Source organism: Streptomyces beigongshangae (assembly GCF_019710745.1).
In the GTDB taxonomy this organism is placed as follows: domain Bacteria; phylum Actinomycetota; class Actinomycetes; order Streptomycetales; family Streptomycetaceae; genus Streptomyces; species Streptomyces beigongshangae.
The window spans coordinates 1-16,755 of the sequence record NZ_JAHKJW010000032.1; the positions used below are offsets into that span (position 1 = coordinate 1).

15 protein-coding genes are annotated in these 16,755 nt (G+C 74.2%); 6 read left to right on the forward strand and 9 right to left on the reverse strand.

What is annotated here, in order from left to right; translation table 11 throughout:
• Positions 1-93: 93 nt before the first annotated feature.
• Positions 94-708 carry a cell division protein FtsL gene (gene ftsL / locus KM933_RS23820; RefSeq protein ID WP_221355468.1) on the reverse strand — a complete coding sequence of 205 codons (615 nt, stop codon included), beginning with the start codon at positions 706-708 and terminating at the stop codon, positions 94-96.
• Between the two features lie 105 nt (positions 709-813).
• Positions 814-1,776: a 16S rRNA (cytosine(1402)-N(4))-methyltransferase RsmH gene (gene rsmH / locus KM933_RS23825; protein ID WP_221355469.1), complete on the reverse strand. Its 963-nt coding sequence runs from the start codon at positions 1,774-1,776 to the stop codon at positions 814-816.
• A gap of 447 nt (positions 1,777-2,223) precedes the next feature.
• Between rsmH and KM933_RS23830 the strand changes: the two genes are divergently transcribed.
• The 4 genes from KM933_RS23830 (at position 2,224) to KM933_RS23845 (ending at position 7,867) form a co-directional block, all read left to right on the forward strand.
• Complete coding sequence (locus KM933_RS23830; RefSeq protein ID WP_221355471.1) at positions 2,224-2,772, forward strand: beta-class carbonic anhydrase; 549 nt, start codon at positions 2,224-2,226, stop codon at positions 2,770-2,772.
• 204 nt (positions 2,773-2,976) lie between these two features.
• Positions 2,977-4,014, forward strand: coding sequence for an AAA family ATPase (locus KM933_RS23835; RefSeq protein ID WP_221355473.1), 1,038 nt, complete (start codon positions 2,977-2,979; stop codon positions 4,012-4,014).
• On the forward strand, positions 4,014-5,363 hold the full coding sequence (locus KM933_RS23840; RefSeq protein WP_221355475.1) for a DUF58 domain-containing protein: 1,350 nt from the start codon (positions 4,014-4,016) through the stop codon (positions 5,361-5,363). The genes KM933_RS23835 and KM933_RS23840 overlap by 1 nt, the downstream gene beginning before the upstream one ends.
• The gene (locus tag KM933_RS23845; protein ID WP_221355477.1) at positions 5,360-7,867 is read left to right on the forward strand and encodes a transglutaminase TgpA family protein; all 2,508 of its coding nucleotides are present in this window, start codon (positions 5,360-5,362) and stop codon (positions 7,865-7,867) included. Before KM933_RS23840 ends, KM933_RS23845 begins: the two co-directional genes overlap by 4 nt.
• 255 nt (positions 7,868-8,122) lie before the next feature.
• Here KM933_RS23845 and KM933_RS23850 read toward each other — a convergent pair whose 3' ends face one another.
• The 3 genes from KM933_RS23850 to KM933_RS23860 all read right to left on the reverse strand — a co-directional run bounded on the left by KM933_RS23850 (position 8,123) and on the right by KM933_RS23860 (position 10,506).
• Entirely contained in the window at positions 8,123-8,527 is a 405-nt protein-coding gene (locus KM933_RS23850; RefSeq protein WP_221355479.1) for a DUF3040 domain-containing protein, read from the reverse strand.
• 278 nt (positions 8,528-8,805) lie between these two features.
• Positions 8,806-9,633 carry a class I SAM-dependent methyltransferase gene (locus tag KM933_RS23855; RefSeq protein WP_221355481.1) on the reverse strand — a complete coding sequence of 276 codons (828 nt, stop codon included), beginning with the start codon at positions 9,631-9,633 and terminating at the stop codon, positions 8,806-8,808.
• Between the two features lie 246 nt (positions 9,634-9,879).
• Positions 9,880-10,506, reverse strand: a complete 627-nt coding sequence (locus tag KM933_RS23860) for an SAV_6107 family HEPN domain-containing protein (protein WP_221355482.1) — start codon at positions 10,504-10,506, stop codon at positions 9,880-9,882.
• A 253-nt stretch (positions 10,507-10,759) separates the two neighbouring features.
• Between KM933_RS23860 and KM933_RS23865 the strand changes: the two genes are divergently transcribed.
• Together KM933_RS23865 and KM933_RS23870 are read left to right on the forward strand one after the other, a co-directional pair.
• Positions 10,760-11,398 carry a TetR/AcrR family transcriptional regulator gene (locus KM933_RS23865; RefSeq protein WP_221355484.1) on the forward strand — a complete coding sequence of 213 codons (639 nt, stop codon included), beginning with the start codon at positions 10,760-10,762 and terminating at the stop codon, positions 11,396-11,398.
• Between the two features lie 417 nt (positions 11,399-11,815).
• Positions 11,816-13,333 (forward strand): phytoene desaturase family protein, encoded by a 1,518-nt coding sequence (locus KM933_RS23870; RefSeq protein ID WP_221355486.1) that lies wholly within the window; start codon positions 11,816-11,818, stop codon positions 13,331-13,333.
• Between the two features lie 46 nt (positions 13,334-13,379).
• Here KM933_RS23870 and KM933_RS23875 read toward each other — a convergent pair whose 3' ends face one another.
• The 4 genes from KM933_RS23875 to KM933_RS23890 form a co-directional block, all read right to left on the reverse strand.
• Positions 13,380-14,363, reverse strand: coding sequence for an SCO2102 family sporulation regulator (locus tag KM933_RS23875; RefSeq protein ID WP_221355488.1), 984 nt, complete (start codon positions 14,361-14,363; stop codon positions 13,380-13,382).
• A 57-nt stretch (positions 14,364-14,420) separates the two neighbouring features.
• On the reverse strand, positions 14,421-15,344 hold the full coding sequence (gene metF, locus KM933_RS23880; RefSeq protein ID WP_221355490.1) for a methylenetetrahydrofolate reductase [NAD(P)H]: 924 nt from the start codon (positions 15,342-15,344) through the stop codon (positions 14,421-14,423).
• A gap of 114 nt (positions 15,345-15,458) precedes the next feature.
• Positions 15,459-16,109: a thiamine phosphate synthase gene (gene thiE / locus KM933_RS23885; protein ID WP_221355492.1), complete on the reverse strand. Its 651-nt coding sequence runs from the start codon at positions 16,107-16,109 to the stop codon at positions 15,459-15,461.
• 135 nt (positions 16,110-16,244) lie between these two features.
• On the reverse strand, positions 16,245-16,616 hold the full coding sequence (locus KM933_RS23890; RefSeq protein ID WP_221355494.1) for an Rv2175c family DNA-binding protein: 372 nt from the start codon (positions 16,614-16,616) through the stop codon (positions 16,245-16,247).
• Between the last annotated feature and the right edge of the window lie 139 nt (positions 16,617-16,755).

The window sequence follows — 16,755 nt, forward strand, 5'->3', positions numbered from 1 at the left end:
CGGCTCCGCCCGGTCCGGCGGAGCCGCCGGATTTCACGGACCGGGCGGGCGCGGGCACCCTGCGGCGCGGGGGTTCCCTGTCGGACACTTCCGTCACCTGCCGGGGGTCGTGGAGGTCGGCGTGGACTGCGGGGCGGGCCCGGTGGTGGGCACGGCGGCGGGATCCGTGACCGGATCCGGGGCGCCGTCCGGTGCCGGGGGCCCGCCGAGCGCGGAGGGCTCGACGGGCGCGGCGGGTGCGGCGGGTGCGGTGGGCGCGGTGGGCACGGAAAGTGCGGTGGGCGCCGGGCCGGGGACGGGCGTCCCGGGCGGGCGGACCCCGGGGGCGGACAGGGACGACTGCTCGGCGGCCGCGCCGGGGACGCCGAGGACCGTGCCGTCGGGGTTGAGGAAGGCCGGGTCGCCGCCGGGCACCATGCCCAGCTCGTGGGCGCGGCGCTGGAGGGCGTCCGGGGCGGAGTAGGCGTCCACGTCCCGCTGGAGCGCCTGCTCCTCGTCGGTGAGGCTCCTGGTGTCCTTCTGGAGGTCGTCGAGCTGGAACGACCCGGCGCTGAGCGCGGAGTTCAGCATCAGGAGCCCGATGAGACCGCCCCCGAGCAGCACCACGACCAGCAGGACGAAGGGCGTACGGGCGGCCTGTCCCGAGCCGGTCGGGAAGAGCCGTGCGAGCCGGGCCGCCCGCCCGCGCAGCTCGGGTTTCCTAGTCACTCGTCGTCACTCGTCCTCCCGCGGACTCGGGTGTCCGGCCGACGGGCCCTCGTTCCGGGCCCGTGCGTCCGGCGGGTCCGGTGGTCCGCTGCACGCGTCCCCGCGTCACTCGGCGTCCTCCCGGATGCGCTGTGCCCCGCGCAGCCGGGCCGGGGCGGCCCGCCGGTTCTGCGCGATCTCCTCCTCGGTGGGAAGTTCGGCACCACGGGTGAGCAGCTTGAGCCGGGGCTGGTAGCGCTCGGGGACGACCGGCAGTCCGGGCGGCGCGGTGGTGGCGGCGCCTGCCGCGAACACCTGCTTCACCAGCCGGTCCTCCAGGGAGTGGTACGACAGCACGGCGATCCGGCCCCCGACCGCGAGAGCCTTCACGGCGGCGGGGACCGCCCGCTCCAGGACGGCGAGTTCGCCGTTGACCTCGATGCGCAGCGCCTGGAACGTCCGCTTGGCGGGGTTGCCGCCGGTGCGCTTGGCCGCCTGCGGCAGGGAGTCGCGGATCAGCTCGACGAGCCGCGCGCTGTGGGTGAAGGGCTCCTTGGCGCGTTCGCGCACGACCGCGGACACGATCCGCTTGGCCTGCTTCTCCTCGCCGTAGGCCCGCAGGATCCGGACGAGTTCGCCGGGCGGGTAGGTGTTGAGCACCTCGGCCGCGCTGATGCCGGCGGTCTGGTCCATGCGCATGTCGAGGGGCGCGTCCTGGGCGTAGGCGAAGCCGCGGTCCGCCTCGTCGAGCTGCATGGAGGAGACGCCGAGGTCGAAGAGGACGCCCTGGACGTGCGGCAGGTCCAGGCGGTCGAGCACGTCGGGGAGCTCGTCGTAGACCGCGTGCACCGGCGTGGCCCGGTCGCCGAAGGGCGCGAGCCGCTCCCCGGAGAGGCGCAGGGCCTCCTTGTCGCGGTCCAGGGCGACCAGCCGCGCCCCGGGGAAACGGGTGAGCAGGGCCTCGCTGTGGCCGCCGAGGCCGAGCGTGCAGTCGACGACCACGGCTCCCGGCCGCTCCAGCGCGGGAGCCAGCAGGTCCAGGCACCGCTGGAGCATCACCGGGACATGTCGGCTGTGGCTCGAGCTCAAGGGGCCCTCTCAGGTCCGGCGCGGCCGGTACGCACCGCCGGGTCCCCGCCCTCCCGCGGCCGACACGGGGAGTCCCCGGGTGGAGGGAGGGCCCGCCGGCGCCGGAGAGCGTCAGCCGACCGGGAGCGGGAGGAGGCCGAGCCGTACGTACGCGCCGCGCACGCGGGGAGGTCCCGGCACGGGCGCCGGTCCTCCGGGATAGCAGTCCAGCGGGGAGGACGTCTCGCCTCCCGCTTCGCGTCACCTTAGTCCACGGTGTCACACGGTCAATGAACCGGCCTGCGCGTCGCGACTCCGAGGGGGATCACGCCGCAAACCAGGTGTTTCCACCCGTACGGATGGACTCGCTCCACCCCTGTGGGTTACCTCACACACCAATGTTCCCTGATGTTCTTTGTCCCCTCCCACAGCAGGCCCGAACGTGCCGCGCCCCTTACCGTCATGGGTATGACGACTTCCGCATCCGTTCCCGCCGAACCCGAAGACGCCATATCCCGCCCCGGCACCGTCACGGACCGCCTGGTCGAGGCCAACGGGCGGTACGCCGCCGCGTTCGCCGATCCCGGCATGGACGCGCGGCCCGTACTGGGCGTCGCGGTCGTGGCCTGCATGGACGCCCGCCTCGACCTGCACGACGCACTGGGCCTGGAGCTCGGCGACTGCCACACGATCCGCAACGCGGGCGGCGTCGTCACCGACGACGTGATCCGCTCCCTCACCATCAGCCAGCGCGCGCTCGGCACCCGCAGCGTCGTGCTCATCCACCACACCGGCTGCGGCCTGGAGTCCCTCACCGAGGAGTTCCGCCACGACCTGGAGATGGAGGTGGGCCAGCGCCCCGCCTGGGCGGTGGAGGCGTTCCGGGACGTCGACCAGGACGTACGGCAGTCCATGCAGCGGGTGCGGACCTCCCCCTTCCTCCTGCACACCGGGGACGTACGTGGTTTCGTGTTCGACGTGAAGACGGGCCTGCTGCGTGAGATAGACCCCACCTGACGCCGGTTTCACCCGGTCAAAAACCGCAAGACCTGACATATCGCGGCCAGTTGTCCACAGGCGAGTGACACGAACCGGTAACGGCAACAAGAATGCGTCTGTGGCGTCGCGCGGAACTTTTCCCGCGTGGTGTCCGTGTTCGGGGTGGGCCGGTCCGCATCGCAGAGCGTCGGCCCGGAGAATGAACGGGCCGAGGAGGGCCGGGTGACGACCTATGACGATCGAGCGAGCCTCACAGATCTGACCGCCACTGTGGAGAGAGTCCGCAGTTCGGTGGAGGAAGTGATCGAGGGCAAGCCTGAGGTCGTACGGCTTTCGCTGACCGTGCTGCTCGCCGAGGGGCATCTTCTGATCGAGGATGTCCCCGGCGTCGGCAAGACCATGCTCGCCAAGGCGCTGGCGCGGTCCATCGACTGCTCGGTGCGGCGTATCCAGTTCACGCCCGACCTGCTGCCCTCGGACATCACGGGGGTGTCCATCTGGGACCAGCAGAGCAGGGACTTCGAGTTCAAGCCCGGCGCGATCTTCGCGCAGATCGTGATCGGCGACGAGATCAACCGCGCGTCGCCCAAGACGCAGTCGGCGCTCCTGGAGTCCATGGAGGAGCGCCAGGTCACCATCGACGGGCAGACCTACGAACTGCCCGGTCCGTTCATGGTGGTGGCCACGCAGAACCCGGTCGAGATGGAGGGCACCTACCCGCTGCCGGAAGCGCAGCGCGACCGTTTCATGGCCCGGGTCTCCATCGGCTACCCCAGCGCGGAGGCCGAGCTGCGGATGCTCGACGTCCACGGCGGCGTCTCCCCGCTGGACGACCTCCAGCCGGTGGCGCACGCGCACGAGATCGTCAAGCTCATCGACGCGGTGCGCACGGTCCACGTCGCCGAACCGGTGCGCAGGTACGCGGTCGACCTGGTGGGCGCCACCCGCAGCCACCCGGACCTGAGACTGGGCGCCTCGCCGCGCGCCACCCTGCACCTGCTGCGCGCCGCGAAGGCGTCCGCCGCCCTGAGCGGCCGGGACTACGCCCTGCCGGACGACATCCAGGCGCTCGCCGTGGCGGTCCTGGCCCACCGGCTGCTGCCCACCGCCCAGGCCCAGCTGAACCGCCGCACGGCCGAGCAGGTCGTCCTGGAGATCCTCCAGCGCACGCCCGTGCCCGCGGCGCCCCGGGCGCCGGGCGGCCCGGGGACGGTCCGGGGCGCGTCCGACTTCGGCCAGCAGCCGCCCCGGAGGCTGTGATGACCGCCGGGGGGATGCCGGCAGCGACGGCCGAGGAGGACAAGGGCGGGCTGCGGACGGCTCTCGCCGGACTCACCACGCGCGGGCGGTCCTTCCTGGCCGCCGGCATCGCGGCCGCGGTCTGCGCGTACGTCCTGGGGCAGAGCGATCTGCTCCGGGTCGGGCTGCTGCTCGCCGTGCTGCCGCTGGTCTGCGCGGCCGTGCTCTACCGCACGCGCTACCGCGTCGCCGGCAGCCGCCGCCTCTCCCCCGGCCGGGTGCCGGCGGGCTCCGAGGCACGGGTCCACCTGCGGATGGACAACGTCTCGCGGCTGCCCACGGGCCTGCTGATGCTCCAGGACCGGGTGCCCTACGTGCTGGGGCCGCGGCCCCGCTTCGTACTGGACCGGGTCGAGGCGGGCGGCCGGCGCGAGGTGTCGTACCGCGTGCGCTCGGACCTGCGCGGCCGCTATCCGCTGGGCCCGCTGCAACTGCGGCTCAGCGACCCCTTCGGGATGTGCGAACTGACCCGCTCCTTCTCCACCCACGACACCCTCACCGTCGTCCCCCGTGTGGAGCCCCTGCCGCCGGTGCGGCTGACCGGCGAGGCGAAGGGGTACGGCGACGGGCGGCAGCGCTCGCTCGCCCTGGCCGGCGAGGACGACGTGATCCCGCGCGGCTACCGCTACGGCGACGACCTGCGCCGGGTCCACTGGCGCCTGACCGCCCGGTACGGCGAGCTGATGGTGCGCCGCGAGGAGCAGCCCCAGCGGTCCCGCTGCACGGTGCTCCTCGACACCCGGGGCGTCGCCTTCGACGGCGCGGGCCCGGACTCGGCCTTCGAGTGGGCCGTCTCGGGCACGGCCTCGACGCTGGTGCACATGCTGGAACGGGGCTTCTCGGTACGGCTGCTGACCGACACCGGGGCCTCGGTGCCGGGTGAGGGCGCCGACGGCTTCGCGGGGGCGAGCCAGGAGTCGGCGGACGCGGCGGGGCTGATGATGGACGCCCTCGCGGTGATCGACCACTCCGACGGCACGGGCCTGTCGCGGGCGTACGACGTGCTGCGCGGCGGCAACGAAGGACTGCTGGTCGCCTTCCTCGGCGACCTGGACGAGGAACAGGCGGCGGTGCTCGGCAGGATGCGCCAGCGCAGCGGTGGGGCGGTCGCCTTCCTGCTGGACGGCGGGGCATGGACGCGGGGCGCCGCCGACGGACGATGCGAGGAGCGGCTGCGGATGCTGCGTGAGGCGGGCTGGACCGCCCTGGCCGTCCCGCCGGGGGCCGGTCTGGAGGGCCTGTGGCGGGAGGCGGACCGACAGCGCAACGGGATCGCCTCCACGGGCGGCGCGGCGGGGGGCGGCTCATGAGCGGGCGCGCGCGACTGGCCCTGTGCGCCGCGGCGGCGACGCTGACGGCGTCCTGCGCGCTGCTGCCGCTGGTCGAGCCGGCGACCTGGTTCCTCCAGGCCGCGTTCCTGCTCGCGATACAGACCGGGGTGGGCGCGGCGGCCCGGCGGGTGCCCCTCGCCCGGCCGCTGACGGTCGCGGTGCAGGCGCTGGTCACCCTGCTGCTGCTGACCCTGTCCTTCGCCCGGGAGCAGGCCGTCGCCGGACTGCTGCCGGGCCCCGAGGTGTTCCGCCACCTCGGCGAGCTGCTGCAGGCCGGCACGGACGACGTCGGGCGGTACTCGATACCGGCGCCGCTCTCCGACGGCATCCGGCTGATGATGGTCGGCGGCGTCGTGGTCATCGGGCTGGCGGTGGACGCGCTCGCGGTGACGTTCCGCAGCGCGGCCCCCGCCGGGCTGCCCCTGCTCGCGCTGTACTCCGTCGCCGCGGGTCTCGCGGACGGCGCCGCGGGCTGGATCTGGTTCCTGCTGGCGGCCGCCGGCTACCTGGTGCTGCTGCTGGCCGAGGGACGTGACCGGCTGTCGCAGTGGGGCCGGGTCTTCGGCGGCGGCCCCCGCGCACCGGGGGCGCCGCCCTCCGGGAGCGCGCTGGCACCGGTGCGCACGGGACGGCGGATCGGCGCCGTCGCCCTCGGCATCTCCCTGGCCGTACCGCTCGCCCTGCCCTCGCTCGACGGCGGACTGCTGGACACGGCGGGGGGCGGTGTCGGCGCGGGCTCCGGGGGCGGCGGCACGATCTCCGCGGTGAACCCCCTGGTCTCGCTCCGCGACAGCCTGAACGTGGACGAGGACCGCGAGGTCATGTCCTACCGCACCGACTCCGAGGAGACCCGGGACCTCTATCTGCGGATCGTCGCGCTCGACGAGTTCGACGGCACGGCGTGGAAGCCCGCCAAGCGGCATGTCGAGGACGTACCGGGGACGCTCCCGACGCCGCCCGGCCTCGGTGACGGCGTCCGGCGCACCGAGATCCGGACGAGGATCTCGGCGGCCGACTGGTACGCGCAGGACTGGCTGCCCATGCCGTACCCGGCCAGCCAGGTGGGGATCGACGGCAGGTGGCGGTACGAGCCCGTGGGCCGCACGCTCGTGGGCGACCACGGCCAGACCACCCGCGGCAAGGACTACACGGTCGAGAGCCTGGTCGTGCGGCCGACCGCCGAGCAGCTCTCGGGCGCGCCCGAGGCGCCGGAGGTGCTGAAGCGCGAGTTCACCCGGGTACCCGGCTCGCTGCCGCCGGTGGTCGCCCAGCGGGCACGCGAGGTCACGGCGGACGCGGACAACGACTACGAGCGCGCGGTGAAGCTGCAGGACTGGTTCGCCCTGGAGGGCGGCTTCACCTACGACACGGACGTGCAGGTCGGCAGCGGGTCCCAGGCGATAGCGCGCTTCCTCAGGGACAAGGAGGGCTTCTGCGTCCACTTCTCCTTCGCGATGGCCTCCATGGCCCGCACGCTGGGCATACCGGCCCGGGTCGCGGTGGGCTTCACCCCCGGTTCGCCCCAGGCGGACGGCACGTCCTCGGTGGGGCTGCGGGACGCGCACGCCTGGCCCGAGCTGTACTTCGAGGGCGTGGGCTGGACCCGCTTCGAGCCGACGCCGAACCGCGGCAACGTCCCGGAGTACACGCGGCCGGACACGCCCGGCACGACGCTCCCCGAAGCGGACGTGCCGTCGAGGTCCTCGTCCACGGCGCCCTCCGCGGCACCGTCGAGCAGCGAGGGCTGCACGGCGGCCGAGAAGCGGCTGGAGCAGCCCTGCGGCAGCGAGTCCCCGCAGGCGGCGTTCGGCGCGACGAACGACGATCCGCCGTGGTGGCTGTCCCTGCTCCTCTGGCTCGCGGGCGGGCTCGCCGTGGGCACCCTGCCGCTGCTGCCGATGCTGTGGCGGCTGCGGGCCCGATCGGTCCGGCTCGGTTCGCCCGGCCGGGCCGGGGCGCACGGCCCGGCGGCCGGCCGGAAGGCCGGCGGCGAAGCATGGGACATCCGGCTCGACGCGCACGGCCGGACCGAGGCGGCCGCCGTCGCCGCGGCGGCCGCTGCCGCGGCCGAGGCCGCCGCGCTGGAGGCGTGGCAGGAGGTCAGCGACACGGCGTGGGACTTCGGCATCACGCCCGACGAGTCGCAGACGCCGCGCAAGGCGGCGGCGCGGATCGTCCGCGTCGGGCACCTCGAACCGGAGGCGGCCGCCTCCGTCCACCGGGTCGCCGACGCGGTGGAGCAGGCCCTGTACGCGCCGAGCCCCCGGCCGGCCCCGGGGCTGGGCGACGACGTCCGCCGGATGACCCTGGGCCTGCGGGCCGCGGCCGACCGCGGTACGCGCCTGCGCGCGCTGCTCGCGCCGCGCTCCGCCGTCCGGGTGGTGTGGGCGGCCTCCGAGCGGTGGATCACGCTGAGGTCCCGTGCCGCGGCGCGCTGGACGGCCCTGGTACGGCGGCCGTCGGGACAAGGCGGCGGAGGCTGATCCGGCCGCCGGGCCGGAGACGGTGAGGGTGAAAGGGGGGTGCTTGCCCGCTCGGGCGAGCACCCCCCTTCTGCCTGCTCTTCCTGCTCTTCCTGCTCTTCCTGCTCTTCCTGCCGGATCCTCCTCGCGGCGGCCCGCACGGCTCCCGTGTGGACGAGGACACGGGGCCGGGCGCGGGCCGGGCACGCCGAAGGGGCGGCCACCTCGGTGGTGGCCGCCCCTTCGGCGTGTGTCCGTCGGACGGGACCCGGTGGGCTAGTGGCCGCCCTGCTCGTCCCGGCGCCGCTGCCAGCGCTGTTCGATGCGGTCCATCATGGAGCGCCGCTGCCGACCCTGAACGCGAGTCTGAGCAGCGCCCGGCGCGCCCGTCGCGGGCTGTTCACCCGGCTTGGGAGCCTTGCGCCAACCGGTCACGGCGAGCACGGCGCAGCCCAGCATGACGAGAAAACCCACCACACTGACCCAGATCTGCTGTGCGACCATTCCGGCCATGAGGAGCGCGATACCTACGAGGAAGCCCGCGACCGCCTGGTAGACCCGTCGCCGGGTGTACGTACGCAGCCCGCTTCCCTCAAGCGCTGTCGCGAACTTGGGATCTTCGGCGTACAGCGCTCGCTCCATCTGCTCGAGCATTCGCTGCTCGTGCTCCGAGAGCGGCACGGCGTCCTCCTCATCGTGCAGTCGTCGGGGCGACGACCGGGGGTCCCCTTCAGGATAGGCAGGGAATCGCCCCCGTGAAACCCGCCCCTCTGCGCCAATTGGCCAACCGGGAACCGCCAAGGCGCTCCGATCCGCTGAGGCGTAGATTCCCCAACGACCGGCGCGTCATGCCGGACGGTCTCCCCCGATCATACGGCGCCGAGCGTCCGATCGGGGGGCCTGTGGCGTACTCCATCTGCCGCCGCGCCCCTGATCAGCGGTGTATCACGGGAGGCACCTCACCCCCCGGCGGACTCCGTCGTCTCACCCAGCACATGGAGCTGCGTGGCGACGGAGTGGAAGGCGGCGAGCTCGGCGGCCGCGGCCTCCAGTTCGAGCAGGGCGTCCAGGGCGCCCGGTTCGGTGTCCACGAGGACCCCGGGGACCAGGTCCGCGAAGATCCGCACCCCGTGCACGGCACCGACGCGCAGACCCGCGCCCTCGACCAGCGCGGTGAGCTGGTCGGCCGTGAAGCGGTGGGGAACGGGGTCGCCCTCGCCCCAGCGGCCGTCCGGGTCGACCAGCGCGTGACGGGCCTCCGTGAAGTGCCCGGCGAGGGCGCGGGCCAGCACGGCGCCGCCCAGTCCGGCGGCGAGCAGGCTGAGGACGCCCTCCGGGCGCAGCGCGGCGACCGCGTTGCGCAGCCCCTCGGCGGGGTCGTCCACGTACTCGAGCACGCCGTGGCACAGGACCGCGTCGTAGCCGCCGCGCTCGACCACGTCGAAGAGGCCGTGCGCGTCGCCCTGGACGCCCCGGACGCGGTCGGCGACATCGGCCTCGGCGGCCCGGCGCTCCAGCGCGAACAGCGCGTTCGGACTGGGATCCACGACGGTGACGCGGTGGCCGAGGCGTGCCACGGGCACCGCGAAGTTACCGCTGCCGCCTCCGGTGTCGAGCACGTCCAGCGACTCCCGGCCCGTGGCCTTGGCCCGGCGGTCGAGGGCCTCCCGCAGAACGTCCCAGACCACGGCGGTACGGAGAGAGGCACGGGGGCGGGAGGGGTCGGAGCGCAGCGACGCCGGTCGAGGGCGACGGGGGGAGGCGGGCGGGCGCATCGGGTCCGACACGGCAGTTGACTCCTCGGCGCGGCACCGCCTGGCGTACGGCGGAGCGATGGGGACACCTCCCCGCCGTGTGCGGCGCCGGGGAGATGCAGGCGTCCCCAACCCTATTGCCTCGCGCCCGCCACCCGGCTCCCCGTCTCGCGCGCCGGACGGGTCGTCCCGGAACGGCCCGTACACCGGCTCACGTGGGTGGACCCCGGCCGTCCCCGCGCCGCCGTCGCGTTCGCCGGAGCGGGGGCCCGGCCGCCGTCATCCCGCGTCCGGTACGTCCGGCGCGTCCGGCATGTCCGCGGCGCCGCGGGGGTGCCGTGGCCCGTGGTCGTGCTCGGGCTCATGCTCGTAGTTGTGGTTGTGGTTGTGGTTGTGGTCCTGCCGCGGCTGGGGCAGGACCGGCTGGAGCACCAGCATGCGCTCGACCAGGCGGAGGAACATCGCCACGTCGCGCAGCAGGTCGTCGGCGTCGCGGACGGTGGCCGCGCCCCGGATGCCGGCCTCCGCACGGGCCCGGCGGGCGGCCCCGGAGGCGAACAGCGCGCTCCACTCGGCCAGTTCGGGCGCTATCTCGGGCAGTACCTCCCAGGCGCTGCGGATCCTGGCCCGGCGCCTGGCGGTGGTCTCCGGGCGTCCCCGGGCGGCGAGCACGGCCGCGGCGGTGCGCAGGGCGGCCAGGTGGGCCGTCGCGTAGCGCTCGTTGGGAGTTTCCAGCACGGACGCCTCGTCGAGTCCGGCGTGGGCCTGGGCGAGCAGGTCGAGGGCGGCGGGCGGGGCCGTGGCACGGCGGAGCACGGGGTGCACGTCGCTCGCCGGACCGGTCAGTGAGGGGGCAGGGCCGGTGGCGCGGCGCCGACGGGCGGCGGCTGCGGAAGAACTGGCCATGACGAACCTCCTGTCGTCTGTGTGCCGGCACGCCCCGACGGGGAGTGCCGTATGTGCCTATCGTGCGGTATGCCACTGACAATCCGTTCCGACCTGCGCTTTTGCTTCGATCACAGGTTCGGTCGCAGGGTCGGGCGCAAGGTCGGGCGCAAGGTCGGGTACAGGTTCCGGAAGGCTCTTGCGCCGACCGGTCGGTACGAGGGATCCGCCGTGCGCGTCCGGGGCCGGGGCCGGGCCTGTGACAATCGGGGCCATGGAAAGCAGCAGGACGGTGGAGCGCGGCGACGGCCGCAGGCGGGCGACCCGGCACAAGCTCTACGAGGCGGCGGTGACCCTCATCGCCGAGCAGGGTTTCTCCGCCACCACCGTGGACGAGATCGCCGAGCGTGCCGGAGTGGCGAAGGGCACGGTCTACTACAACTTCGCGAGCAAGTCCGTCCTCTTCGAGGAGTTGCTCCGGCACGGCGTGGGACTGCTCACCGGCTCGTTGCGGGAGGCGGTCGGGAGGACCGACGCGGAGGGCGGCAGCAGGGTCGACGCGCTGGACGCGATGGTCCGGGCCGGTCTCGTCTTCATCGACCGCTACCCGGCCTTCACCCGGTTGTACGTGGCGGAGCTGTGGCGCACCAACCGGGCCTGGCAGTCCACGCTGACGGTCGTCCGGCAGGAGGCCGTCGCGGTCGTCGAGGGCGTCCTGCGCGAGGGGATCGCGAACGGTGAGCTGAGCGACGAGATCGACGCCCCGCTGACGGCGGCGGCGCTGGTCGGCATGGTGCTGGTCGCGGCCCTGGACTGGCTGGCGTTCCAGCCGCAGCGGTCCCTGGACGACGTCCACGCGGCGCTGTCCCTGCTGCTCCAGGGGAGGATCGGCGGGCGCCCCGGACACGGGTGAGCGCCGGTCCGCAGTGGCCGCGTCCCCCGCGGGCCACGCCGGACCGGCGCTCTTCCTCGTACCCCCCGTGCGTCCCCCGGTTCCCCGGTTCCCCGCTCCCCGGCGGTTCCCCGGTCCGGTCCGCCCGGGCCCCCTGTCTCACTCCCGCCGGGTGACCGGCGGAAGGAGCGGTAGAGGGCGCCGCACCGTTCCGCCGCCCCGTGCCGGCGGTACCGGAGCCGCGCCCCTTTCCGTGCCTCCACTCTTCCGTTCACGCAGGTCGGTGCCCATCCGCGTACGTACTCAACTCACGTTCTGGGTACGCGTACTCAGATCTGCGCACCCAGGCCCAGGACGCGCCGCCGCCGGACGGCGTTCCCCCGCCGGGTGCCCGGGGTCGCGGCCCGGCTGTCGGTGGTGGCCGATACAGTCCCTGGCATGGCACGGATTGCGGTGATCGGCGCCGGGATGGGCGCGATGGCGGCCGCCGCCCGGCTGGCCGTCGCGGGCCACCGGGTGGCGGTGTACGAGCGCACGGCGACGTACGGCGGCGCGGTGGGCCGCTTCGAGCGCGACGGCTTCGCCTTCGACACCGGCCCCGGGCTGCTCCGGGTCCCGGCGGTCTACCGCGATCTGTTCGTCAAGACCGGCAAGGAGCCCCTGGAAGCCTGCGTCGACCTGGTCCAGGTCGACCCGGCGGCCCGGCACGTCTTCGCCGACGGCACGGCGGTCCCCCTGCCCGACGCCTCGCGCGCGGGGGTCGTCTCGGCCCTGGACGAGGCCCTGGGAGCGGGCGCGGGCGAGCGCTGGGGCGACTTCCTGGTGCGGGCGCGCGAAGCCTGGGACCGGACCCGGCGGCCCCTCCTGGAGGAGCCCCTGTGGAGCGACTGGCGGGTGCTGGGCGAGCGCGAGCCCTACCCGGCCCTGCGGCGGCGGCGCCTGCTGCGCACGCGCACGGCGCGCCGGTTCGCGGAGGTCGGCGCCCTGGAGCTGGACGACCCCCGCCTGGCCGCCCTCCTGGAGAGCCACGCGCTGGCGTACGGCCTGGACCCGCGCGCGGTCCCGGCGAGCGCGGCCGTCCTGCCGTACATGGAGCACGCCTTCGGTACGTGGTACGTGCGCGGCGGCATCCGGGAGCTGGCCCGCGCCGTGTACGAGCGGTGCGTGGCCCGCCGGGTGGAGTTCGCCTTCGGGGCGGCCGTCGAGCGGATCGTCGAGAAGGACGGACGTGCCGCGGGCCTGGAGCTGGCCGGCGGGACCGTCGTGGAGGCGGACTTCGTGCTCGCGGGCGTGGCGCCCGGCGTGCTGGACCGGATCGGCCCCGTGACGGCGCCGCGCGACGGCGGGGACGTGCCCCCGCGGCGCGGGTTCCCGAGCCGGCTGACCGTCCACCTGGCGCTGCGCGGTCCGCGGCCGGAGGGGACGGCGCACCGGACCGTGGTGCACACGGACGACCGTGCCGAGGAGCTGAAGTACCTGTTCGACGGCGGTTCCGACGTGCCGGCGTGCCCCACGGTCACCGTGCTCCGGCCCGACGACCCCGCGTCCGTGCCGGACCACGCGCACGAGGCGGTCACGCTGACGGCCACGGTGCCCGCGTACCACGGCGCGTCGGACCGGGTCTCGCGCGAGGTCTTCGCGCGGCTCGCCGAGGCCATGGTCACCCGTGCCGGGCGGGCCGTCGACGACCTGCGCGACAGAGTCCTGTGGCAGGAGGTCCGCACGCCGTGGGACATCGCGGACGCGACCGGCGCGGACGGCGGCGCGGTCCCGGCCCCGGCCCTCGCGGCGGGCGACGGACGGCTGCTGCACCCGGGCAACACCACCCGCCTGCCCGGCCTGTTCGCGGTCGGCGGCTGGGCGCACCCCGGCGGCGGCCTGCCGCACGCCGGGATGTCGGGGGCGCTGGTCGCCGGACTGATCGTGGAGGGGCCGCAGTTCCGCGGCTCGCGGTGACGTTCCCGCGGCGAGGGCGCCGACCGCGTCCGGCACCGGACCGCGTTCAGTACCGGTACTGCTGCCCGTCGTACCCGCCCTGCTGTCCGTCGCCCTCGTAGGGGTACGACTGCTCCGGCGGGAGTTCGCCTCCGTACGGGTCCCCGGTGGTGCGCTGCTGCGGTACCCAGACCCCGCCGGACGCGGTCTCGCCGCCCTGGGCGCCCGTGCCGTACCCGTCCGGCGGGAAGCCCTGCTGTCCCTGCTGCCCGTACTGCTGCTGCGGGGATCCGTAGGACCGGCCGTACGGGGCGGCGTCGTAGGACTGCGTTCCGGTGTACGGGTCCGCGTAGGCGTCGTACTGCTGCTGTTGCCCGGTGTCGTAGCCGTACTGCTGCTGGTCGTAGCCCGCGGGTCCCTCGTAGCCGTAGTTCTGCGCGAACTGGTCCTGCGCCTGGCCCTGTCCCTGGGCCTGCGCGGAGGCCGCGTACGCCGGGTCGGTGGCCGCGGCGTAGGCGGCGTCGCTGTAGACGCCGTACTGGCCGGTCTCGTCGGGCAGCGGCTGCGGCTCGTAGACGGCGGCGGCCCCGGTGGCGGCGCCCGGCCGGTGCCCGAAGACCGACTCCTCCTGCCCGAAGACGTCGTCCCGGTCGAAGCTCTCGCCGCGGCCGAAGCTCTCGTTCCGGCCGAAGTCCGGCTGAGGATACGTTCCGCTCTCCGTGGCCTGGAGGTCCGTGACCTCCAGCGTGGGTTCCCGGCGGTCGGGTTCGCCCCGGCGGCGCCTGCTGAGGCTCGGGCGTCCGGTGACGGCCCAGCCGGCCGCGAAGCCGCTGCGGAACGACAGCGTCACGTACGTCTGCCCGACGGCGAACGCGGCCGCGCCCAGACCGATGACCACCACGGACGGGATCAGCACACCGACGACCACGCCGAGGAAGCCGCCGAAGGCCAGCAGCCGCCAGCGCAGCCGCGCCTTGTACTGCAACAGCACCTCGCCGAGCAGCCACAGCGCGACGACGCCGAATGCGATGTAGAGGACCGTCCAGCCCATGTACGCCCCTCTCCCAGATGACCGCTACGCAGTGTGTCGTACGACAATGCGACCGGTCTAGGCCTGCTGTGGGTGGTGCAGGCCCAGGTTCTCGTAGATTTCCAACGTCGCGGTGGAGTTGTTCAGCGTGATGAAGTGCAGGCCGGGAACTCCCTCGGCCAGCAGCCTCGCGCAGAACTCCGTGGCGAACTCGATGCCAATGGAGCGTACAGCCGCCGGATCGTCCTTGACCGTGAGGATCCGCTCCTTCAGGGCCTGCGGGAACGAGGCGTTGCTGAGTTGTGGCAATCGCTCCAGCATCTTCACACTGGTCACCGGCATGACCTCGGGGATCACGGGGGTGTCGCAGCCCGCCGCGTCGACCCGGTCGCGCAGCCGCAGGTACGCCTCCGGCCGGAAGAACATCTGCGTGATCGCGTAGTCGGCGCCGGCCCGGCACTTGTCGACGAAGTTCGCCACGTCCGTGTCCCAGTCCGCGGACCGCGGATGCATCTCCGGGAAGGCCGCGACGCCCACGCAGAAGTCGCCCGACTCCTTGATGAGCCGGACCAGTTCGGCCGCGTAGGTGAGGCCCTGGGGGTGTGCCACCCAGTCGGCCATGGGGTCGCCGGGCGGGTCGCCGCGCACCGCGAGCATGTTCCGGATCCCCGCGTCCGCGTACTGGCCGATGATGTTGCGCAGTTCCGCGACGGAGTGGTCGACCGCGGTGAGGTGGGCGACCGGGGTGAGCGTCGTGTCGGCGACGATCTGCTCCGTCGCCCTGACCGTGCCGGCCCGGGTGGTGCCGCCCGCGCCGTACGTCACCGAGACGAAGCTGGGGGCGACCGCCTCCACCCTGCGCAGCGCGTTCCAGAGGTTCCGCTCGCCCTTCTCCGTCTTCGGCGCCCAGAACTCGAACGAGTACGTCGTCCTGCCGGTCGCGAGCATGTCCCGCACGGTGCGTGCGCGGTCAGTCCTGGTGGAAGCAGATCCGAGGGCCATACCGGCAGGTTAGCCAGGGCGGGGCGGGCCCCCAACCGCACACGGGTAATTCGCCCCGTTTGTCGACTTGCTGTCCACTCCTCGGACAGCCGGGCGGGGCCGGGGTGTCCCGCCTCACACCGCCCGCAGGCGCCTCGCGAACTCCGCCGCCGCCGCGCCCGGATCGCCGGCCTCGGTGATCGCGCGGACCACGACGACGCGGCGGGCGCCCGCCGCGAGCACCTCGTCGAGGTTGCCGAGGTCGATGCCGCCGATCGCGAACCAGGGCCGGTCCGTGGCGAGCGCGGCCGTGTGGCGGACCAGGTCGAGGCCCGGCGCGGGGCGTCCCGGTTTGGTGGGGGTCGGCCAGCAGGGTCCGGTGCAGAAGTAGTCCACACCGTCCTGGACGGCGGCGGCGGATGCCTCGGGGCCGGTGTGCGTGGAGCGGCCTATCAGGACCTCGCCGCCGAGGAGGGCCCGGGCGGCGGGGACGGGCAGGTCCCCCTGGCCGAGGTGCAGGACGTCGGCCCCGGCGGCGTGGGCGACGTCGGCCCGGTCGTTCACCGCGAGCAGCCTGCCGTGCCTGCGGCAGGCATCCGCGACCACGGCCAGGTGCTCCAGTTCCTCGGCCGCCTCCATGCCCTTGTCCCGCAGCTGCACGATGTCCACCCCGCCCGCCAGGACCGCGTCCAGGAAGGGGGCGAGGTCGCCCTGGCGCCTGCGCGCGTCCGTACAGAGGTAGAGCCGGGCGTCGGCGAGCCGGTCGCGGGCGGTGGATGCGGGCATGCGTGGGTCCCCCGTGTCGTGTCGGTGGCGTACGGGCCGTGGACGGCCCCCGGTCGGTCCAGTCGGCCCGGCCGGGCCGGCCCGTACGCCTGCGCCGTGCGGCGCCGTCGGCTCAGCTCACTCCGGTCGCCCGGGTCAGACGGCGAGCGCCTGGGCGCGGCGCTTCACCTCCGTGCCGCGATTCTCGCTCAGGGCCTGCGCGGGCGTACCGGGCAGGCTCTCGTCGGGAGTGAAGAGCCACTCCAGCATCTCTTCGTCGGTGAAGCCGTCGTCCCGCAGGAGCGTCAGGGTGCCGGACAGGCCCTTGACCACCTTCCGTTCGTCCGCGTCGACGAAGGCGGCGGGGACGTGCAGCGCGCGGTTCTCACCACGGCGTACGGCGATCAGCTGGCCTTCCTTGACCAGTTGCCGGACGCGCGTCACCTCGACGCCGAACTGCTCGGCGATGTCGGGGAGGGTGAGCCAGGCGGGGACGAGAGCATCGATCTTTGCGTCAATCTCGGTCACGGGGACAAGCCTGCCACCTCCCACCGACAGTGGGTACCCGGGTCCGTCGACCGGGTCACCCACCGGGGGGTGTGCCTCCGGCGGGATGCGGTTCGTCGGGTGCGGCCCGGTGCGGGCTGGCCGCGCGGGCGACCGCGGA